This window comes from Caulobacter sp. RHG1 (assembly GCF_013181195.1).
In the GTDB taxonomy this organism is placed as follows: Bacteria; Pseudomonadota; Alphaproteobacteria; order Caulobacterales; family Caulobacteraceae; genus Caulobacter.
Window position 1 is genome coordinate 242847 of record NZ_SMZP01000001.1, and the last position, 20439, is coordinate 263285.

General features: G+C 68.2%; 15 protein-coding genes and 1 pseudogene. 8 read left to right on the forward strand and 8 right to left on the reverse strand.

Annotated features, from left to right (window positions below):
• Positions 1 to 36: 36 nt before the first annotated feature.
• On the reverse strand, positions 37 to 972 hold the full coding sequence (locus tag E1H18_RS01220) for a LysR family transcriptional regulator (protein ID WP_172262914.1): 936 nt from the start codon (positions 970 to 972) through the stop codon (positions 37 to 39).
• Positions 973 to 1099: 127 nt separating this feature from the next.
• On the opposite strand from E1H18_RS01220, the gene E1H18_RS01225 reads away from it, so the two are divergent.
• From E1H18_RS01225 to E1H18_RS01250, 6 genes and pseudogenes are all read left to right on the forward strand, one after another.
• Positions 1100 to 1429, forward strand: coding sequence for a nuclear transport factor 2 family protein (locus E1H18_RS01225; protein ID WP_172262915.1), 330 nt, complete (start codon positions 1100 to 1102; stop codon positions 1427 to 1429).
• A complete protein-coding gene (locus E1H18_RS01230; RefSeq protein ID WP_172262916.1) occupies positions 1426 to 2214 on the forward strand; it encodes an SDR family oxidoreductase in 789 nt (262 codons plus the stop codon). Before E1H18_RS01225 ends, E1H18_RS01230 begins: the two co-directional genes overlap by 4 nt.
• Positions 2215 to 2502: 288 nt before the next feature.
• The gene (locus tag E1H18_RS01235) at positions 2503 to 4716 is read left to right on the forward strand and encodes a S9 family peptidase (protein ID WP_172262917.1); all 2214 of its coding nucleotides are present in this window, start codon (positions 2503 to 2505) and stop codon (positions 4714 to 4716) included.
• Positions 4717 to 4942: 226 nt separating this feature from the next.
• A complete protein-coding gene (locus E1H18_RS01240; protein WP_172262918.1) occupies positions 4943 to 6967 on the forward strand; it encodes a S9 family peptidase in 2025 nt (674 codons plus the stop codon).
• A 51-nt stretch (positions 6968 to 7018) separates the two neighbouring features.
• Positions 7019 to 7807, forward strand: a complete 789-nt coding sequence (locus E1H18_RS01245; RefSeq protein WP_172262919.1) for a thioesterase family protein — start codon at positions 7019 to 7021, stop codon at positions 7805 to 7807.
• 54 nt (positions 7808 to 7861) lie between these two features.
• Positions 7862 to 9474 (forward strand): annotated as a pseudogene (locus tag E1H18_RS01250) (amidase).
• A 138-nt stretch (positions 9475 to 9612) separates the two neighbouring features.
• On the opposite strand, the gene E1H18_RS01255 reads toward E1H18_RS01250, so the two are convergent.
• From E1H18_RS01255 to E1H18_RS01280, 6 genes are all read right to left on the reverse strand, one after another.
• Entirely contained in the window at positions 9613 to 9783 is a 171-nt protein-coding gene (locus tag E1H18_RS01255; RefSeq protein ID WP_172262922.1) for a hypothetical protein, read from the reverse strand.
• Entirely contained in the window at positions 9777 to 10337 is a 561-nt protein-coding gene (locus tag E1H18_RS01260; RefSeq protein ID WP_172262924.1) for a hypothetical protein, read from the reverse strand. The genes E1H18_RS01255 and E1H18_RS01260 overlap by 7 nt, the downstream gene beginning before the upstream one ends.
• Entirely contained in the window at positions 10334 to 11779 is a 1446-nt protein-coding gene (locus tag E1H18_RS01265; RefSeq protein WP_370526386.1) for a hypothetical protein, read from the reverse strand. Before E1H18_RS01265 ends, E1H18_RS01260 begins: the two co-directional genes overlap by 4 nt.
• Entirely contained in the window at positions 11779 to 13281 is a 1503-nt protein-coding gene (locus E1H18_RS01270) for a tetratricopeptide repeat protein (protein ID WP_241735851.1), read from the reverse strand. Before E1H18_RS01270 ends, E1H18_RS01265 begins: the two co-directional genes overlap by 1 nt.
• A gap of 409 nt (positions 13282 to 13690) precedes the next feature.
• Positions 13691 to 14914 carry an acyl-CoA dehydrogenase family protein gene (locus tag E1H18_RS01275; RefSeq protein ID WP_172262925.1) on the reverse strand — a complete coding sequence of 408 codons (1224 nt, stop codon included), beginning with the start codon at positions 14912 to 14914 and terminating at the stop codon, positions 13691 to 13693.
• A 15-nt stretch (positions 14915 to 14929) separates the two neighbouring features.
• Entirely contained in the window at positions 14930 to 16045 is a 1116-nt protein-coding gene (locus tag E1H18_RS01280) for an acyl-CoA dehydrogenase family protein (RefSeq protein WP_172262926.1), read from the reverse strand.
• A gap of 144 nt (positions 16046 to 16189) precedes the next feature.
• On the opposite strand from E1H18_RS01280, the gene E1H18_RS01285 reads away from it, so the two are divergent.
• Positions 16190 to 16750 carry a hypothetical protein gene (locus E1H18_RS01285; RefSeq protein ID WP_172262927.1) on the forward strand — a complete coding sequence of 187 codons (561 nt, stop codon included), beginning with the start codon at positions 16190 to 16192 and terminating at the stop codon, positions 16748 to 16750.
• On the opposite strand, the gene E1H18_RS01290 is transcribed toward E1H18_RS01285, so the two are convergent.
• Entirely contained in the window at positions 16747 to 17631 is an 885-nt protein-coding gene (locus E1H18_RS01290) for a CPBP family intramembrane glutamic endopeptidase (protein WP_172262928.1), read from the reverse strand. The genes E1H18_RS01285 and E1H18_RS01290 overlap by 4 nt on opposite strands.
• A gap of 104 nt (positions 17632 to 17735) precedes the next feature.
• Between E1H18_RS01290 and pepN the strand changes: the two genes are divergently transcribed.
• Complete coding sequence (pepN, locus tag E1H18_RS01295) at positions 17736 to 20327, forward strand: aminopeptidase N (RefSeq protein WP_172262929.1); 2592 nt, start codon at positions 17736 to 17738, stop codon at positions 20325 to 20327.
• Positions 20328 to 20439 lie beyond the last annotated feature (112 nt).

A 20439-nucleotide genomic window follows, 5' to 3' on the forward strand; every position in this document is an offset into this window, starting at 1 on the left:
GTTTGCGAAGAAGGGCGCTCGCTTCGGCGGGCGCCCTTACTTTTCAGACGGCCTATGCGACGGCCTCAGGGCGTCTCCGGTCCCGCTATGCCGCCGCGCAAAATCGATGAACGCCTTGAACGCGGCGGTCGGGTTGCGCCGGTTCGGATAGTAAAGGCTCAAGGGCGCCAGAGTGGGCGTCCAATCTTCAAGCACGCGTACAAGGCGGCCCGCCTCGATGTCGTCCCGCACGTCGGACTCCATCGCCAGGGTTAAACCCACCGAAGCGAGAGCTGCCGTGCGTGCGAGGCTCGCTTCGTCGAGGGTGACGGCGCCCTCAACGTCGATATGCAGCGATTGTCCGTCCTTCTCGAACGGCCAGCGGTAGATCGCGCCGTTGGGAAGCCGAACGCGAAGACAGGAATGCTGGGCGAGGTCCTGAGGGATCACGGGCGTCCCGTGCGCTTTCAAATAGCTCGGCGCGCCCACCACCACATTGCGTCGCGCACCGCCCAATGGGACGGCGATCATGTCGACGGGCACGAAGTCCATGCTGCGGACGCCGAAGTCGAAGCCGCCCTCGACGATGTCCACGAGGCGACCCTCCGTGACGATATCGATGTGGACCTGAGGGTGTACGCGCAGGAACGGCAGAACGAGCCAGGAGAAGATCTCCCGCGCCGCTGTCGGAAAGGCGTTGATGCGCAGCGTGCCCGAAGGAGCGACCCTTTGGGAGCGCGCAATCTCCATCGCTTCATGAATGTCCCGCACGGCAGGCGCGACCTGCGCGACAAACTGCTGGCCAGCCTCGGTCAAGGAGACGCTTCGCGTCGTCCGGTTGAAGAGCCGTACGCCGAGCGTGCGCTCCAGCTTTCCGACGGCATTACTGAGCGCCGTCGTCGAGACGCCAAGCTCCAGCGCAGCCGTGCGGAACTTGCCCCGCCGGGCGACCATGAGAACGGCGTCCAATTCCGTCAGGCTGCCTTGCACCATTGTCCTGATTTTCGCGATGAAGCGTTCCGATCAGCCCTGATTATCACGCAACCGGGACATCGCTAACTTGATTGGCAAGCGCACGTCCAGCCGCCCCGGCTGCGACCGCCACCGGCAGGACAAGCCCATGTCACTCGAACTTCCATCCCCGATCGCCGCCTACGTGGCCGCAAACGCCCGCCTGGACGCCGACGGCATGCTCGAACCCTTCGCGGCCGACGCCGTCGTTCGCGATAACGGCGCCGTTCTACGGGGACACGCTGAAATCATGTCCCTGTTTGAAGAGGCCGTGATCCCCGTGAAGGCGATCTTCACGCCGGACGCCGCCCGCCACGAGGCCGGTCAGGTCGTCGTCGAAGGCCCCGCCCATGGCGACTTCAAGGGCAGCCCCATCCGCTTCACCTACCGCTTCACGCTCGAAGACGACGCCATCAAGGCCCTGGAGATCACGGCATGACCTTCAAGGCTGATCCGACCGAGTTCGCCGGCAAGCGCGTGCTCATCAGCGGCGGCTCCAAGGGCTTGGGCCGGGCTGCCGTCGATCGCTTCCTGGCCGGCGGCGCCAAGGTGATCACCGCCGCGCGCGGAAGCCTGGAGCCGATCGACGGCGTCGAGTTCGTCCAGGCGGACCTGACGACGGCCGAGGGCGGCGAAAGCGTCGCCAAGGCCGCGCTCGAGCGCCTGGGCGGTATCGACATCCTGGCGCATGTGATCGGCGGCTCGTCTGCGCCGGGCGGCGGCTTTGTCGCCCTGACCGACGATCACTGGCTCTCCGAGCTCAATCTGAACCTTCTGGCGACGGTGCGCTTGGATCGCCTGCTGGTTCCGCAGATGATCGAGCGCGGCGCCGGCGCGGTGGTGCACGTCACCTCCATCCAGTCGGTCCTGCCGCTCCCCGAGGCGACCACGGCCTACGCCGCCGCCAAGGCCGCGCTGAGGACCTACAGCAAGTCCATCTCCAAGGAACTGGGACCCAAGGGCGTGCGGGTCAACGCCGTCTCCCCCGGCTGGATCATGACCGAGGCGTCCGAGGACCTCCTGAAGCGTCTGCAGGCCGCCAATGGCGGCACGATCGAAGAGGCGCGGCAGGTGGTCCTCGACAGCTTGGGCGGAATCCCGATCGGGCGTCCGGCCGATCCCCATGAGGTCGCCGACATCATCGCCTACCTGGCCTCGGATCGCGCCGCCGCGATCCACGGCGCCGAGTTTGTCATCGACGGCGGCACGGTGCCGACAGTCTGATTGCAGAACCGCATTCCACGCTTGGCCGAACGGGCCGAGCGTGGACAGACCCCTGTCGCCGCCGCCCAACAGGCAAAAGAAAAGCCCGGCCAAGTGACCGGGCTGAAAGTTTTTAGGGAGGAAACGCCCAGGAAGGGCAGAAGCGCGTCGCGCTTCACAGGTTGCTGTTAGCGCTATCAGGTAACCGGTGGCAAGACATTTGTTACGGGCGCGGCGCCCTGCCGCACCTTAAGGGCGCCGCAACTTCGCTGCTGACAACGGCGACGCTCGAGAATAGCGTCCCGCGCCATGATCAAGCCTTCGCTTACCGCCCTCGCGGCTGTCCTCGCCCTCACCACCCCGGCTCTTGCGGAAAAACTGACCCCGGAGCGGGTTTTCGCCGATCCGGGCCTGTCAGGCCCCACGGCCAAGGGCGTGGCGCTTTCGCCCGACGGCAAGCGGGTCACCTATCTGAAGGCCAAGCCCGAAGCCGCCAACGTCCAGGATCTGTGGGCGGCAGACGTCGCCGGCGGCGAGCCTTATCGCCTGATCGACTCGGCGGCGCTGTCTTCGGGCGCCAAGGAACTGTCGGAGGCTGAGAAGGCCCGCCGCGAGCGAGCGCGCGTCCAGGCCCGCGGCATCGTCGAATACAGCTGGGACAAGCAGGGCCGCTTCATCCTGGTCCCGCTGGACGGCGACCTCTATCTGGACAATGTCGCCGACGGCAAGGTCACCCGCCTGACCGAAACCCCCGGCGACGAGGTCGACGCCAAGGTCTCGCCCAAGGGCCAGTACGTCAGCTACGTCCGCGACCAGAACCTCTACATCAAGGCTGTGAACGGCGGGACCGAGACGGCCCTGACCACCGAGGGCAAGGACGCCCTGTCGTTCGGTACGTCCGAGTTCATCGCCCAGGAAGAGCTGGACCGCTTCACCGGCTATTGGTGGAGCCCGACCGAGAAGGCCATCGCCTATACCCGCGTCGATGAAAGCGGCGTCGACATCGTGCCGCGCGCCGATATCGGCCCCTCGGGCGCGACCATCGTCGAGCAGCGCTATCCCCGCGCTGGTCGCCCCAACGCCGTGGTCGACGTGCTGGTGCGCGACCTGGCCTCGGGCAAGGTCGTGCAGCTGGACCTGGGGTCGAACAAGGACATCTATGTCGCCCGCGTCGACTGGTCGGCCGACGGCAAGACCGTCTACGTCCAGCGCCTGTCGCGCGACCAGAAGACCCTGGACCTGATCGCCTTCGACGCCGCCACGGGCAAGGGCAAGACCATCCTGACCGAGACCGACGCCCACTGGGTCGAGGCCTGGGATGACTTCACGCCCCTGGCTGACGGCACCTTCCTGTGGAGCTCTGAGAAGGACGGCAACAAGCACCTCTACCGCCACGCCGCCGACGGCAAGCTGATCGCCCAGCTGACCAAGGGCGACTGGCGGGTGGCCGATCTGGAAGGCGTCGACCAGGACCGCAAGGTGGCGATCTTCGCCGCCTCGGTCGACACGCCGATCGAACGCCGCCTCTACGAGGTCAGCTATGCCAAGCCCGGCAAGCTGAAGGCCCTGACCCCGGCCGGCGGCTGGTGGATGGCCAAGGTCGCCAGCAACGGCGCCTTCGCCGGCACCTACAGCGATCCCAAGACCCCGCCCCAGACTGCGCTCTATACGCCCGAGGGCAAGCGCGTACGCTGGATCGAGGAGAACAAGCTGGCCGAGGGTCACCCCTACTCGCCTTACGCCTCGACCCTGCCGACGCCGGAATTCGGGACGCTGAAGGCCGTCGACGGCGAGACCCTGCACTACGAAATCCTCAAGCCCCCCGGCTTCGACGCCTCGAAGAAGTATCCGGCCATCGTCTCGGTCTATGGGGGTCCGCACGCCCAGCGCGTCGCCCGCAACTGGCATAGCCCCGACGAGCGCGCCTATCTCGAGGCCGGCTACGTGATCTTCAAGCTGGACAACCGCGGCAGCGGCGCCCGCTCGGCCAAGTTCCAGCGCAGCCTGGACCGCAAGCTGGGTACGGTGGAGGTCGACGACCAGCTGCAGGGCGCCAAGTTCGTGCAGGGCCTGCCTTACGTCGATCCCGACAAGCTGGGCGTGATGGGCTGGTCCTACGGCGGCTTCATGGCCCTGATGCTGATCACGGCCGAGAACACCCCGTTCAAGGCCGCCGCCGCCGGCGCGCCGCCGACCGAGTGGAGCCTCTACGACACCGCCTATACCGAGCGCTACATGGGCAAGCCGGACGAGAACAAGGCCGGCTATGCCTTCTCCGACATCAATACCCGCCTGAACCATCTCAAGCCCGGCGCCCTGCTGCTGCTGCATGGCATGGCCGACGACAACGTCATCCTGGAGAACAGTACCCGGGTCATGGCCGAACTGCAGAAGCGGGCGATCCCGTTCGAGACGGCCCTCTATCCCGGCGAGCGCCACAGCGCGCCCCGCAGCAAGTCCAAGGGCCTCAGCGTGATGAAGACCCACCTGGACTTCTTCGACCGCAAGCTGAAGGGGGAGTAAGGCTCAGGGGCCAAGACTTGCCCCCTCCGCGCCTACGGCGCTCCTCCCCCGGAGGGGGAAAAAGGTCGCGCGCAACCTTCCGCCCCCTTCGGGGGCGGGCGACCGCGTAGCGGTCAGGTGGGGGCCTGCTGCGTTGGCCAGGTTCGCGGAGATGAGCGAACGAAAAAGCCACCTTGCGTATCGCCGTTCGCTCACCGAAGGTTGAATCTCCACAGGGGAACCCTCGATGCGCACTCTTCTGCTCGCCGCCGTCGCGGCGCTCGCGATCCTGCCTGCCGCCGCCACCCAGGCCCAGACCGCCACCACCGCGCCGCTGATCGAGCGCGCCAAGCTGTTCGGCAATCCCAGCCGCGCCCGCGGCCTGGTCAGCCCCGACGGCAAGCACCTGGCCTGGATCGCCCCGCGCGACGGGGTCATGAACCTGTGGGTCGCCCCGCGCGGCGACCTCGCCAAGGCCAAGCCCCTCACCGACGAGAAGACCCGGCCAATCCGCAGCTACTTCTGGTCACCGGACTCCGGCTCGCTGCTGTTCGTCAACGACAAGGGCGGCGACGAGAACTTCCTGCTGTACGGCGTCGACATCGCCACCGGGACCCAGCGCACCCTGACGCCGTTCGAAAAGACCCGCGCCGAGATCCTGGGCGTCAGCCGCAAGGTCCCCGACCGCATCCTGGTCGGCGTCAACAACCGCGACCCCCGCTGGCACGACGTCTACAGCCTGGACCTCAAGTCCGGCGCGCTGAAGCTTCTGATCAAGAACGAGAAGTACGGCGGCTTCGTCGCCGATGAGGACCTCGTGCCGCGCCTGGCCACCATCGAGCGTCCCGACGGCGGCTCCGACTATTTCCGCATCGTCGATGGCAAGATCGAGGACAAGCCGGTGGTCAGCTATGGCCTCGACGACTCCCTGACGACCAGCGCGCTGGGCTTCACCACCGACGGCAAGACGCTGTACTGGCTCGACTCGCGCGGCCGCGACACCGCCGCCCTGGTCGCCCAGGACGTCGCCTCGGGCCAGACCAAGATCATCGCCCAAGACGCCAAAGCCGACATCGGCCAGGTCCTGGCTGACCCGAAGACCGGCCTAGTCCAGGCCTATGGCGTCAATTACCTGCGCAACACCTGGACCGTCGTTGACCCGGCCGTGAAGGGCGATCTCGATTTCCTGAGCCAGCAACTGAAGGGCGACATCTACGTCACCGGGCGCACCGACGCCGACGACCTGTGGACCGTCGCCGTCGACCCCGTGACCGCCTCGGCCGCCACCTATCTCTACGACCGCAAGGCCAAGACGGTGGAGAAGCTGTTCGTCGCCCGGCCCGAGTTGGAAGGCGCGCCGCTGCAGCCGATGACGCCGGTCGAGATCAAGGCCCGCGACGGCCTGACCCTCGTTTCGTACCTGACCCTGCCGCCGGACGCGGACGCCAACAAGGATGGCAAGGCGGACAAGCCCGTGCCGATGGTGCTGCTGGTGCACGGCGGCCCGTGGGCGCGCGACGCCTATGGCTACAACGGATACCACCAGTGGCTGGCCAACCGCGGCTATGCGGTGCTGTCGGTCAACTATCGGGCCTCGACGGGCTTCGGGAAGAACTTCACCAACGCCGGCAATCTGGAATGGGCCGGCAAGATGCACGACGACCTGATCGATGCGGTCGGCTGGGCCGTGAAAGCCGGCGTCACCACCCAGAAGCAGACGGCGATCATGGGCGGCTCGTACGGCGGCTACGCCACCCTGGTCGGCCTGACCTATACGCCGGACGCCTTCGCCTGCGGGGTCGACATCGTCGGCCCGTCGAACCTGGAGACTCTGCTCAAGACCATCCCGCCCTACTGGGAGGCCGGCAAGCAGCAGTTCTACAAGCGCATGGGCGACCCCACGACGCCGGCCGGCGTGGCCCTGCTCAAGGACCGCTCGCCGGTCTATCGCGCCAGCGCCATCACCAAGCCGCTGCTGATCGGCCAGGGCGCCAACGACCCGCGCGTCAACCAGGCCGAGTCGGACCAGATCGTGGCGGCCATGGAGGCCAAGAAGATCCCGGTGACCTACGTCCTGTTCCCCGACGAGGGCCACGGCTTCGCCCGCCCGGTCAACAACATCGCCTTCAACGCGGTGGCCGAACAGTTCCTCAAGGGCTGCCTGGGCGGGCGCTCGGAGCCGATCGGCGGCGCGCTGAAGCCCTCGACCGCCCAGGTGAAGGCTGGGGCGGCGTTCACGCCGGGGCTGGCGGAGGCTCTGGCGGCGAAATAACCCGATCGCGGGGCGTTGACTTCCGTAGCGAAAGAAAACGAACTAGGCGGCATGACCGCCTATACCGATCTCATCGCTCAAATCACGCCCCGCGACGACGGCTTCTCCGCCATCGTCACCGACGACTGGAAACAGGGCCGGACCACCTATGGCGGCCTGTCCGCCGCGCTGTGCGTCGAGGCCGCCCAGCGGGCCTTTCCAGAAGCCCCGCCCCTGCGCTCGGCCCAGTTCGCCTTCGTCGGGCCAGCGGCGGGCGAGCTGTCGATCCAGGTCAAGGCGCTGCGCCAGGGCAAGTCGACCCTGTTCGTGGCGGTGGACCTGCTGGGCGAGCAGGGCGTGGCGACGCACGGCGTGCTGACCTTCGGCGCGGCGCGGGCCTCTGAGGTCTCGTACCTGGACGCCCCCTGCCCCGTCGTCGCCCGGCCCGAGGACTGCGAGCCGTTCTTCCCCTCGGACCCGAACCGCGCGCCGCACTTCTCCCAGCAGTTCGAGGTCAAGCTGGCCGGCGGCACGCGGCCGCTGACCGGCGAGGCGCCGGAATACTTGCTATGGATCCGTCACCGTGACGCCGCCGCGACCAGCCTGTCGGCGCTGATCGCCCTGGCCGACACCCCGCCCCCGCCGGCCATGGCTTTGTTCCCGCGCTTTGGACCGATCTCGACCATGACCTGGGCGCTGGATGTGGTGGGCCTGCCGGGTGATGACGATGACGGCTGGCGCCTGCTGCGCTCGCGGGCCGAGACGATCGGCGACGGCTATTCGACCCAGGCGATGGACCTGTGGGACGCGACCGGGCGACCGCTGGTGTTGGCGCGGCAGAACGTGGCGGTGTTTGTCTAGGGTCCGCAACCTCGCCCTTCGACAAGCTCAGGGTGAGGTTTCTACTGATAGGCCGTGCAAAGTAGTCCTCACCCTGAGCCTGTCGAAGGGCAAGGACGGTCCCTCAGTGCTTGGCGACCATCCACTTTTAGCCCCATCCTCTCCATAGCCGCACCAGACTCGCGCCCCCGGGGGACCACCACATGACCAAGTTCGCCTGCCTGGCCGCGCTCGCTCTGATCGCCGGCGGCGCCCAGGCCCAGACCGCCGAGGACGCGACCAAGACCGCTCTCGCCGCGATCCAGGACAAGAACCCCGTTCTCCACGCCGTCATCGCCACCAACCCCAACGCCCTGACCGACGCCCGCGCCCTCGACGCCGAGCGCAAGGCCGGCAAGGTCCGCTCCGCCCTGCACGGCGTCCCGATCCTGCTGAAGGACAATATCGAGAGCGCCGATCCGCTGCCCACCACCGCCGGCTCCCTGGCGCTGAAGGACAACGTCACCGGCCGCGACGCGCCGATCGCCAAGCGTCTGCGCGACGCGGGACTGGTCATGCTGGGCAAGGCCAACCTGTCGGAATGGGCCAATATCCGCTCGGGCAAGTCGATCAGCGGCTGGAGCGCCGTGGGCGGCACAGTGCGCAACCCCTACGTCCTGGACCGCAGCGCCTGCGGCTCGTCCAGCGGCTCGGGGGCTGCGGTGGCGGCGGGCCTGGCGCCGCTGGCCATCGGCACCGAGACCGACGGCTCGATCACCTGCCCGGCGGCGATCAACGGTCTGGTCGGCCTCAAGCCCACGGTGGGCCTGGTGTCGCGCACCCACATCGTGCCGATCAGCCACAGCCAGGACACCGCCGGCCCGATGACTGCGACGGTCGTCGACGCCGCCAAGGTGCTAACCATCATCGCCGGCAGCGACCCCGCCGATCCGGCCACGAAAGAGGCCGACGCCCGCAAGACCGACTACGCCGCCGGCCTGTCGAAGGATGCGCTGAAGGGCGTCAAGCTGGCGGTGGCCCGCTTCTACACCGGCTATTCGCCCAAGACCGACGCGGTGTTCGAGGCCGCGCTGAAGGATCTGCAGGCCCAGGGCGCGATCCTGGTCGAGGTCAAGGCCTTCGACGAGGGCCCGATCGGCAAGGCCGAGGGGCTGGTGCTCTACACCGAGCTGAAGGCCGACCTGGCGACCTACCTGGCCTCGACCGATCCGAAAAAGGTCCCGACCCGCACCCTGGCCGACGTCATCGCCTTCAACGCGGCGACGCCGAAGGAGCTGGAGTGGTTCGGCCAGGAGACCTTCGAGAAGGCGCAAGCGACCAAGGGCCTGACCGATCCCGAGTATCTGAAGGCATTGGCGGACTCGAAACGGCTGGCCGGTCCCGAAGGCATCGACCGCATCCTGCGTGAGGCCGGCGCGATCGCCATCGTCGCTCCGACCACCGGCCCGGCCTGGACCATCGATCCGCTGAACGGCGACAACTACGGCGGCTCCGCAACCACCCTGCCCGCCGTGGCCGGCTATCCGCACCTGACCGTGCCGATGGGAGCCGTGTCGGGCTTGCCGGTCGGCCTGTCGTTCATCGGTCCGGCGTGGAGCGAGAAGCTGCTGTTGAACCTGGGGTTTGCGTACGAGCAGGCGACGAGGCATCGCAAGGCGCCGGGGTTCTTGAAGACGGTGGCGCCTTAGAGCGCCCCCTCCGTCTCGCCGCTTCGCGTCGATCCACCTCCCCCGTTTCACGGGGGAGGATGAAACCCCCTCTCCTCCCCTGCGCAGCGGGGGAGGTGGCGCGATGCGCAGCATCGTGACGGAGGGGGCGCTAGCGGCTTAAGGAATCCGCGGCCTAACCACATCGATCGGCGGCGGCGGCGGCGTCACGTTCGCCGGATGCGGGCCGGTCGGCGGCGGCGGGCCGGCCGGCGGATAGTAAGGCGGATAATAGGGCTTGGAGCAGGCGCTCACCGCCAGCACGCCCAGAACGAGCGCGATCTTCAGCATCGGCGATCACCCGACCCGGGCGGACCAAACAGGCCGCTGCCCGAGCGGAAGCACTGGTTGTCGTAGCGCGGATCCCAGCTCTCGACCCGGCCGTCGGCGCGAGTGAATTGGTAGCGCTCGCCGCGATCGTCGCGGCCCGTCAGGCTGATCTGGCCCGGACGGTCGGAGCTGACGCCGTAGGACTCGCGGGTCAGGCCGTCGACCGAGCAGGATGACACCAGGCCCGGCCGGGACAGGTCGCCCGACAGGCCGGCCACCGAACCGGTCTGGACGTTGTAGGCCGCCACGTCGGTGCCCCCGTCGCGCCCGCCGCCGACGAACACCTGGGTGCCGGTGGCGCTGTCATAGGTCATCACGTCCGGCGTCTTGCCGGTCAGGGGCGAACCGCAGACATCCCGGCGCTTCGGCGGGGCATAGGAGGGCGGCGCATAGCCCGGCGCGGGGTGAATGGCCGCGGGCTGAGCGCCGTAGCCAGGAGCGTACTGCTGAGCCGAAACCTGGCCCGCCATCAGGGTCCAGACGGCGGCGAGGACGGCGACGCGGAACTTGCTCATCGTGGCGCTCCTTGTGCGGGCGGACCACCGGCCAGGCCGGTAGCGGCTGCGTCATGAGACAGCTCGGCCGGGACCGAACTGGCGGCCAGCGGGGTCGGCCCGAGGTTGCCGGCGGGCCAATAGGCGTCATAGCTCAGGCGGGCGTGATCGCGCGGCGTGCGGTACAGCTCCGGCGCCTCGAACCACGGACGGCAGGTCAACTCGCCGTCGAAGAAGCCGCTGACCAGGGCCTTGCAGCCCTCGGGGCGGGCATAGATGCGGTTGTCGACAGCGCGGATCTGGGCCCCGCGGTCGGCATAGAGGCCCGAGCGCATGACGCCGACGATCTTGTTGTTGCTGGCATAGGCGATGCCCGAGGCGACATAGACGCCGACATCGACGGCCTCGAGTTCGCCCTGGCTCATGCGCAGGTTGGCGCCCTCGACGGTCACGGCCCAGTCGCTGTCGCGGACCACGGGCCGCAGCAGGGTCGTCTCGTCGCCGCCGCCGATATAGACGCCGCGCGAGAAGCCATCGACATACAGGCCGTCGATGGTCACCAGCTGCTGGCGGTTCATGCCGCTGATCACGAAGCCGGCCGAGTTGCGGGTGCGCGACGAGCCGGTCCAGTCGCCCAGGCGGACGATGCGGATGTCGCGCAGGCGGCTGTCGCCCGCCGTCTCGAAGGCGGCGCCGATGGCGGTGGCGGCGATCTCGACGTTCGAAGCCATGATCGTGCCGGTCGCCTTGACCACCGCCGAGCGCGTGCGGCCGATGAAGACGGCGTTCTCCAGCTCGATGCGGCTGTCGCCGACATCGAACGCCGAGGCGTCGCCGTCATAGCGGATCGAAACGTCCTTCAGGGCGATCTCGGTGGCGCGGCCGACGATGCACGAGGCCGAGCCGGCGCGGCGGGCCTCGATGCCCAGGCCTTCCAGCACCACATACTGCACGCCCGGCGCGATCTTGATGCAGGGCTGGTCGGCCGGGGCGATCAGGATCGGGCGGTTCAGCGAGGCGGCGTAGTTGCGCACCACGATGGTCACCGACTGGGTGATGTTCAGCGACTCGACGCAGGCCCCGCCATTGGTCGAGGTCAGGGTCAGGGTGTCGCCGTCATAGAGCCGCGCCAGGGCGTCCGAGACCTGGCCCGGATAGGCGTAGTCGCAGTTGATCTCGCGCTGGCCGTAGCCGCCGCCGTAACCGGGACCATAGCCGCCGCCGCGATATGGCACGCACTTGCCGCGCGAGCGGTAGTAGCCGCGCGCGCAAGGCTTGGGCTTGTCGTAGCGGACCTTGCAGCCGTCGCGCAGGTTGGGCTGGATCAGCAGGCCAAAGCACGGGCGAATCTGTTGGTCGATCCGGGCGTCCGGCGAGGCGAAGGCGGCCTCCGGCGCGGCGATCGACGCCAGGCCCAGGATCAGGACGGCCCACAGCGCCATCAGGCGACCAAGGCGGCGCATCAGTAGTCCCTTTCGCTATAGGGGCGGCCGCGATCGGCCATCTGCCGGGGCGGACGCGAGACCTGGGCCAGCAGCTGCTGCAGGCGGTGCGCCGACGGCTTGAAGCCCGAGAGCGCGCTGTCGATCTGGTAGACCACCGCCTTGGCGCGGTCCTGGTCGGCCACGCCCTGGACGCCCAGGGAGAAGAAGGTCGACATGGCGTACTTGGCCTCGGCCGAGCCCTGACGTTCGGCTTCTTCGTACCAGTGATAGGCCCGGGCGTAGTCGCGCGGCACGCCCACGCCTTCGGAGTACATCACCGCCAGGACGAGCTGGGCCTTGGACGAGCCGTTGACCGCCGCGTACTGTATGGCCCGCACCTTCTCGATCGGCGACAGGCGGCCGGTGGTCGGGCGGCCCAGCATGGCCTGCACCGACTGGGCGTCGTTCAGGCTCAGCAGCTTCTCGTCCAACACCGGGTTGGGGATGACGCGCAGATAGGCCAGGGCCTCGCCGATGTGGACGAAGGGCAGTTCGTGGATCCGCGACAGCGCCCCCTCGCGGGCCTCGCCCGAGAGGTCCGATTCGTCGGAGTGCGGCACGCCGCTGTCGGGCGATTCCGGCGGATAGAACTCGTAGGTCGGGATCCAGCGCTTGGCCTTGGTCTCGACAAACGAGCCGTACGAGGCCCGCTGCGGCGAGGACCGCTCGAAGTCCTTCAGCATGACATAGGCCGAGACGTCGCCGGTCTGCACCGCCAGGTAATTGTAGAGATAGGCGTCGACGTCGTTGCGGCGGAACAGGTCCAGGGCCGCCGGCGCGCCGGGGCGGCTGGGCTTGCCATAGGCCTCGATGGCCTGGAGGTTGTCGGACGGCTCGCCATAGGGGCCGAAATAGCCGTCGTGGATCCGCGCCAGGGTGCGGAAGCCGTCCGCGCCTTGCGACGACAGCACGTAGATCACGCGGTTGCGGACCTTCTCGCGCTCCTCGGTCGACATGCGCGACAGCAGGCGGTCCAGCGCCCCATAGGCGCTGCGGCGCTCGAAGGCGCGGCAGTCGTCGAAGCGCGAGACGGCGCGAGGCTCCTTGCCGCGACGCTCATAGGCCGCGATCGGGGCGTAGCCGCCGGAATTGGCCAGGGCCATGCCGTACCAGACGGCGGCCTCGACCGGATCTTCCAGGTTCTTGTCGACCGCGCGCTGGCCCTCGTAGCGGCGGGCCAGCTCCAGCTGGGCGAAGAAGTCGCCGCGGAAGCCGCCCTGGCGCAGGGCCCGGATCTCTTGCTGCTGCTGATTGAATTGACCCGAGACACCCTGCGCGGCCTGGGGCCGGGGGCAGGCGCTGGCCCGCTTGTGCAGCCAGAAGCTGGGGCCCGTGTCGCAGCCGACCAGCGGGATCACCACGGCCGCCACGATGGCCCCGACCGGCGCACGGCGCAGCAGCGCGGCGCGATCCCCAATCGCGCGGCCCGCCGCTTCGCGAAGACTTACAAGGCGCGCAATCGCGTCGCCGGCCTCGCGCATGACTCCCCCTTCAGCCGCTGCCCGTTAACCATAAACCGACGATCTCTCATGCGCCCGGCGCTTCGACACTGTCAAGGTCAGCTCAGCCCATCCGGGTATGAAGTCTTTGTCACGACTGTCACGGTTCGCGCAGGGAGCGAATTTCCCTAACTTTTCGCCGCTTAGACGGGACGAAAAGAACGGCGAAGCTCTTGGCCTAGAGTCGAAAAGCCGACAGCTAAGCTGGTTAGCTGTCGGCTCAATCCCCTGTTTTGGGGATGAAGATTCGGCGAAGTTCAGGAGATGCTCCCCCGCGATGCGGGGGAGCTGTCGCGGAGCGACTGAGGGGGCTAATGCGGCCTATGCCCAGCTCGCCCCCTCCGGCCCTCTGGGCCACCTCCCCCGCATCGCGGGGGAGGATCTAAGTCCCCTACCGCCCCGTCGGCATGTCCTTGAACGCGACATCCTTGTCGACCCGCACGTCGCCGGGCAGGCCCAGGACGCGTTCGGCGATGATGTTCTTGAGGATCTCGTCGGTGCCGCCGGCGATGCGCAGGCCGGGCGCCCACATCAGGCTCTGCTGGAACGCCGCCTCGGCCGGGGCCGTGTCGGGATCGATCAGGATCCCGTACTGGTCCTCCATCTCGACGGCGGTGTTGGCCAGTTCCTGCATCTGGTTGGCGGCGATGATCTTGCCGATCGAGCTTTCCGGCCCCGGCGTCTGGCCGCGCGACAGGGCGGTCATGGTCCGGAAGCGGGTGAACTTCAGCCCCTCGGACTGCACGTACCAGTCGGCCAGCTTCTCGCGGAAGGCGTCGTTCTTCAACGCCGGCCCTGTGGGGCCAGAGAGTTCCTGGGCCAGTTTCAGGATCTCGCGATAGTTCGGACCGCTGGAGCCGCCGACGGCCAGGCGCTCGTTCATCAGGGTGACCAGGGCCACCTTCCAGCCGTCGCCGACCTCGCCCAGCCGCTGGCTGTCCTTGACCCGCAGGTCGGTGAAATAGACCTCGTTGAACTCGCGCCCGCCCGACATCTGGTGGATCGGCCGGCACTCGACGGCGGCGTCGCGCATGTCGATCCAGAACATGGTCAGGCCCTTGTGCTTGGGCACATCGGGGTCGGTCCGCGTGAGAAGAATGCCGTAGTCGCAGTAGTGAGCGCCGGTGGTCCAGACCTTCTGGCCGTTGATCACCCATTCATCGCCGTCCTTGACCGCCCGCGTGCGCAGGGCCGCGACGTCGGAGCCGCCGGCCGGTTCGGAGAACAGCTGGCACCAGATCTCCTCGCCCTTCACGGCGGGCGAGACGAAGCGCTTCTTGGTGTCGCTGTCGGCGAAGGCCATGACGGTCGGCACGCACATGCCAAGCCCGATGGTGAAGTAGCCGTAGCCGAGGCCCGCCTTGCCCTCTTCCTGGCCGAAGATCACCGACTGGATCGGCGTGCCGCCGCCCCCGCCGATGGCCGCGGGCCAGGTGATGCAGGCATAGCCGCCGGCGGCCTTGGTCGCCTGCCAGTCCTTGGCGGCGGCCATGTGCTCGGGCGTGTTGGGCTTCAGTTCGCCGAACTTGGCGCGGTGGGCGGCGGCGTTTTCGGCCAGCCAGGCGCGGGCCTTGTCGCGATAGGCGGCTTCTTCGGGGGAGTCGTTGAAATCCATGATCCTCTATCTCCCTTAAGCCGCGTTCTTCTGTTCGAGCTGGCTGACCAGCCGTTCCTTCCAGACCTTGGGCGCGCCGGCGACCAGGCTGAGCTGCCGCGAGCGGCGGTAGTAGAGGTGGCAGTCGACGTCCCAGGTGAAGCCCATGCCGCCATGCACCTGGATGTTCTCCTTGCTGGCGAACCAGAAGGCGTCCGAGGCGGCGATGCGGGCGGCCGAGGCGGCGATCGGAAGATCGGCGCCGGCGTCGTTCAGCGCCCAGGCCCCGTAATAGGCGTTGGAGCGGGCGACCTCGTTCTTGACGTACATGTCGGCCAGCTTGTGCTTGATGGCCTGATAGCCGGCGATGACGCGGCCAAAGGCGTAGCGGCCCATCGCATACTCCTTGGCCATCTCCAGGCAGCGGTCGGCGCCGCCCAGCTGTTCGAAGGCCAGCAGCACGGCGGCGCGGTCCAGGATGGACTGGACGAGGTCGAAACCAGCGCCGGCCTCCCCCACCCGCTCGGCCGCCGCGCCGTCGAAGACGATCCGGGCCACGCCGCGCGTGGGGTCCAGGCTCTTCAGCGTCTCACGGGTGACGCCCGCGCCCTTCAGGTCGACGAGGAACAGGCCCGGGCGGCCGCCCTCACTGGCCAGCACCAGGGCGGTGTCGGCGACGTCGCCGTCGGTGACGGGGATCTTGATCCCAGAGAGCTTGCCGCCCTCGACCTTGCTGGTCAGGGTCGCCGGGCCGATGACGCCGGGACCTTCGGAGGTCGCAAGGCAGCCGATCAGCTCACCGGCGGCGATGCGCGGCAGGATGGCGCTCTTCTGAGCCTCGCTGCCATGGGCGAGGATCGCCTCGGCCAGGACGTAGACCGTGGAGGCGAACGGGATCGGCGCGACGGCGCGGCCCAGTTCCTCGGCGATGGCGCACAGCTCGACGCGCCCCAGGCCCAGGCCGTTGAACTCCTCAGGGATGCAGGCGCCCAGCCAGCCCTGCTCGGCCACGCCCTTCCACAGCTTCTCGTCGAACGAGCGCTCGGGATTGTCGAGCACGCCGCGAACGACCCCGACGTCGCAATGGGCGGCGAGGAACTTGCGCGCCTCGTCCTTCAGGAACTTCTGGTCGTCGGAATAGTCGAAATCCACTGCAACCTCCCTGGACGCGGTTCTATCGACCGGTCTCGAGGGGCACACTGAACGACGTTCACGCGAAGGGAAAGATTGACCCGGCGTCAAGAATTTCCGCTTCTTATGCGGACTTTCGAGATCGCAGGGACGTTACCCCACGGCATGGCCAAGACCGTCTTCCAGAAGAACCAGCGGGTATGGGTCGAGAGCGTTGGCTGCTGGGCCACGGTCGACAAGATCGTGCCCATCTGGGCCAAGGGCTTCGACGAGCCCGTGCGGGTGACCTACGACGTGGGTCTGGGCCGCGAGTTCCAGGCCAACGAGCTGAAGGCCGAGGACAAGACCGACCTGCAGACCGCCGACGACGGCGCCAACTGGCGCATCCTGCGGGCTCGCAACAAATGGCAGCAGGAAAGCGACTGCGCCCACCACCCCTATCCGGGCACCTATCCGGTCGTGGTCACCGACATCCAAGACTGGGGCGGCTGGCGCACGCCGGGTGCGGAGTACGACCGCGATCCGCACAAGATGGAGTATCAGGCCCGCCTGATCGCCAGCGCTCCGCGCCTGCAGGCGATCGCTCGCGAGGTTCTGGCCCTGGTGGCCGATAGCCCGGAAGATGCGCCCCCGGCGTTGAGCGCCTTGGCCCAGAAGATCAACGTGATCGAGCGATACCTGCAGGAAGCGCCGACGGCGGCGCCGTCGGGCGGCGCCCAGGACTAGTCCGCCCGGGGCCTGAAGTTGCCCTTCTTCCAGGCCCACCACAGCGTCACGATCGCCGCCAGCGTACCCACGATCATGGCCGGCAGCGAAGCCTCCGGACCGAAGGCGCCGCCGCTCAGGATCTCCGGCGCGCCCGGCTTGGGGCTGCTGACCAGCCAGCTCTCGACCACCGGAATGCCCGAAACGGAAGCGCCCCAGATCCAGCCTTGTGTGAAGTTCCAGGCCGCGTGGACGCCGATCGAAACCCATAGGCGCCCGGTCACCAGATAGAAGCCGGCCAGCATCAGCCCAGCCTCGATGGCGATGGCCGCGGCGGCCACCGGCGTGGCGTTGGGATTGGCCAGGTGCACGACGCCGAACAGCGCCGCCTGGATCACCAGCGACGGCCAGACCCCGAAGGCCCGCATCAGCAGGCGCATGAGGACGGCCCGAAACATCAGCTCCTCCATCACGCCCGACTGGATCGCCATCGACACCGCCCCCCAGGCCGAAGCCGGACGCGGACCGCTGATCTCGTAGACGCCCAGCAGATAGAGCCCGCCCACCGCGGCGCTCAGCAGGGCCGCGCCGATCACGAGACCTATGGCCAGTTCGGCCAGCGCCGGACGCAGGGCCAGCTCCTCGGGCCAGCGGTTCTCCGTCACCCGCACGATCCCGGCGTAGAGGCCGACGCCGAACAGGCAGATCGCCGCGACCTTGAGGACGCCTGGCGCCCCGCCGCTCTGGGTCAGCGGATCGCCCAGCATCTGGACGCCCGCATAGACCAGGGAGACCAGCACGAACAGCACCACCATCCAGGCGGTGGCGCGCAGCCAGCGCAGCGGTCCCGGATGCAGAAAGCGCCTGCGTCCGACTTCCAGCCCGACCTGATCCCCGCTCATCGCCTGCATCCCCCGCTCGCAAAGTGCGTCAAGCTCGCCATTAATTCGGCTGGCGGCGTCAAGGTCCCCTCGCGAAGGGGGCGTTGGAGGCTTAAGTTGTACCGATGCGCACAGACACGCCCCAAGCCGTTCGCCTGGCGGATTACCGCCCCTTCCCGTTCGACATCGAGGCGACCCGCCTGGTCTTCGACCTCCACCCGACCGAGACCAAGGTCCGGGCCGAGCTGACGATCCGCCGCACCGGCGACGCGAGCGAGCCCCTGGTGCTGAACGGCGAGCGGCTGAAGCTGCTGTCGGTCGCCATCGACGGCCAGGCCCTGAGCGCCAACCAGTACATCGTCGACGCCGAGCACCTGACCCTTCCCGACGTCCCTGACCAGTTCGTGCTGACCACCGAGGTCGAGATCAATCCGTCGGCCAATAAGGCGCTGATGGGCCTCTACATGTCCGGCGGCCGTTATTGCACCCAGTGCGAGGCCGAGGGCTTCCGGACCATCACCTACTTCCCCGACCGCCCGGACGTGCTGTCGCGCTACACCGTCCGCATCGAGGCCGACCGCAAGTTCCCTCACCTCCTGAGCAACGGCAATCCGGGCGCGCACGGCGCCGTCGGCGACGGTCGCCACTTCCTGGAGTGGACCGACCCCTTCCCCAAGCCCTGCTACCTGTTCGCCCTGGTGGCCGGCGACCTGGACGTGCTGGCCGACAAGTTCATCACCATGAGCGGCCGCGAAGTGGCGCTGCGGGTGTTCGTCGACCCCGGCCAGGCCCCGCGCGCAGCCTACGCCCTGGACAGCCTGAAGCGGGCGATGAAGTGGGACGAGGAAGCGTTCGGCCGCGAGTACGACCTGAACCTGTTCATGATCGTCGCCGTGCGCGACTTCAATTTCGGGGCCATGGAGAACAAGGGGCTGAACATCTTCAACAGCTCCCTGCTGCTGGCCGAGCCGCGGACCGCCACCGATCTCGACTACGAGCGGATCGAGGCCGTCGTCGCCCACGAGTACTTCCACAACTGGACCGGCAACCGCATCACCTGCCGCGACTGGTTCCAGCTGTGCCTGAAGGAGGGCTTCACGGTCTTCCGCGACCAGAGCTTCAGCGCCGACATGCGCGGCCATGCGGTCCACCGGATCAAGGACGTCTGGCAGCTGCGCGCCCGCCAGTTCGCCGAAGACGCCGGGCCGCTGGCCCATCCGGTGCGCCCGTCCAGCTACATGAAGATCGACAACTTCTACACCGCGACCATCTACGAGAAGGGCGCGGAGATCATCCGGATGCTGAAGACCATCCTGGGCGAGCAGGCCTTCCGCCGGGGCTGCGATCTCTACTTCCAGCGGCTGGATGGCCAGGCCTCGACGGTCGAGGCCTTCATCGCCTGCTTCGCCGAGGCCTCGGGCCGCGACCTGACCGACTTCTTCGGCTGGTACGAGCAGGCCGGCACGCCGACGGTGACCATCGCCACCGACTACGACGCCGCCGAACAGGCGCTGACCCTGACCCTGAGCCAGGCCACCGCGCCAACGCCCGGCCAGGCGACCAAGAAGCCCCTGCCGATCCCGGTGGCCATCGGCCTGCTGTCCGAAAGCGGCGCCAGCTTGCGCGACACCGAGATCGTGCTGCTGGATCAGGAAAGCCTGACCGTGCGCTGGGACGGCGTGGCCGAGCGTCCGGTGCTGTCGGCCCTGCGCGGCTTCTCGGCGCCCGTGAATCTGGTCACCGACGCGCGGCCATCGGACCGCTATGTGTTGTTCGGCTCTGACACCGACCTCTTCAACCGCTGGGAAGCCGGTCAGACCCTGGCCCGCGACCTGATCCTGGCCCGCGCCGCCGGCACGCCCGACGAGGTGGGCGAGGAGCGCTACGCCGAAGGCCTGGGCCGGGCCCTGGCCGACACGAGCTCGGAGCCGGCGTTCAAGGCCCTGCTGCTAGCCCTGCCCGCCGAGCCGGACCTGGCGCGGATGTCCGAACCCGCCGACCCGGCCGCCCTGCACGCCGCGCGCGATCACCTGCGCCTGCGCATCGCCGTCCACCTGGGCGAGCTGCTGCGCCTGTTGCATGGCGAGATGCAGGAGGCCGGAGCGTTCTCTGACAGCGCCGAGGCCGCCGGCCGCCGCGCCCTGCGCAACGCCTGCGCCGACCTCCTGGCGACCGACCCGCACGAAGAGAACCTGATGCGGATCGTCGGTCACTACGAAGCGGCCAGCAACATGACCGACATGATCGGCGGGCTGACGCCCCTGGTGGCGATCGGCGGCACGATCCGTCTGAGGGCCTTGGCGACCTTCCACCAGGCTTGGCGCAACGAGCCGTTGGTGATGGACAAGTGGTTCGCCGCCCAGGCGCGCGATCCCAATCCGGACGCCCTCGACAACGTGATCGCCCTGCTCGGCCATCCCGATTTCGAGCCGACCAATCCCAACCGCCTGCGATCCCTGATCTCCATCTTCTCCGGCTACAACCCGGCGCGGTTCCACGACCCCAGCGGCGTGGGCTATCGCTTCCTGGCCGACCAAGTGCTGCGGATCGACGCCTTCAATCCCATGACGGCGGCGCGGATGATCGAGCCCCTGGGCGCCTGGCGGCGCTACAAGCCCGAACTGGGGGCGCTGATGCGCGAGCAGTTGCAGCGCGTCGCCGATCATCCGGACCTGTCCAAAAACGTGCTGGAACTGGCGACCAAGGCCCTGGATTGACCGTTCGGGGCGCCGAAAGGCGCCCCTTACATTGCGACCAATAGGCTCACACGTGCGGAATCGGCTTGTTCCACGGTGACGTCGGCGCGGCCGGCCAGTAGATTTACCATGT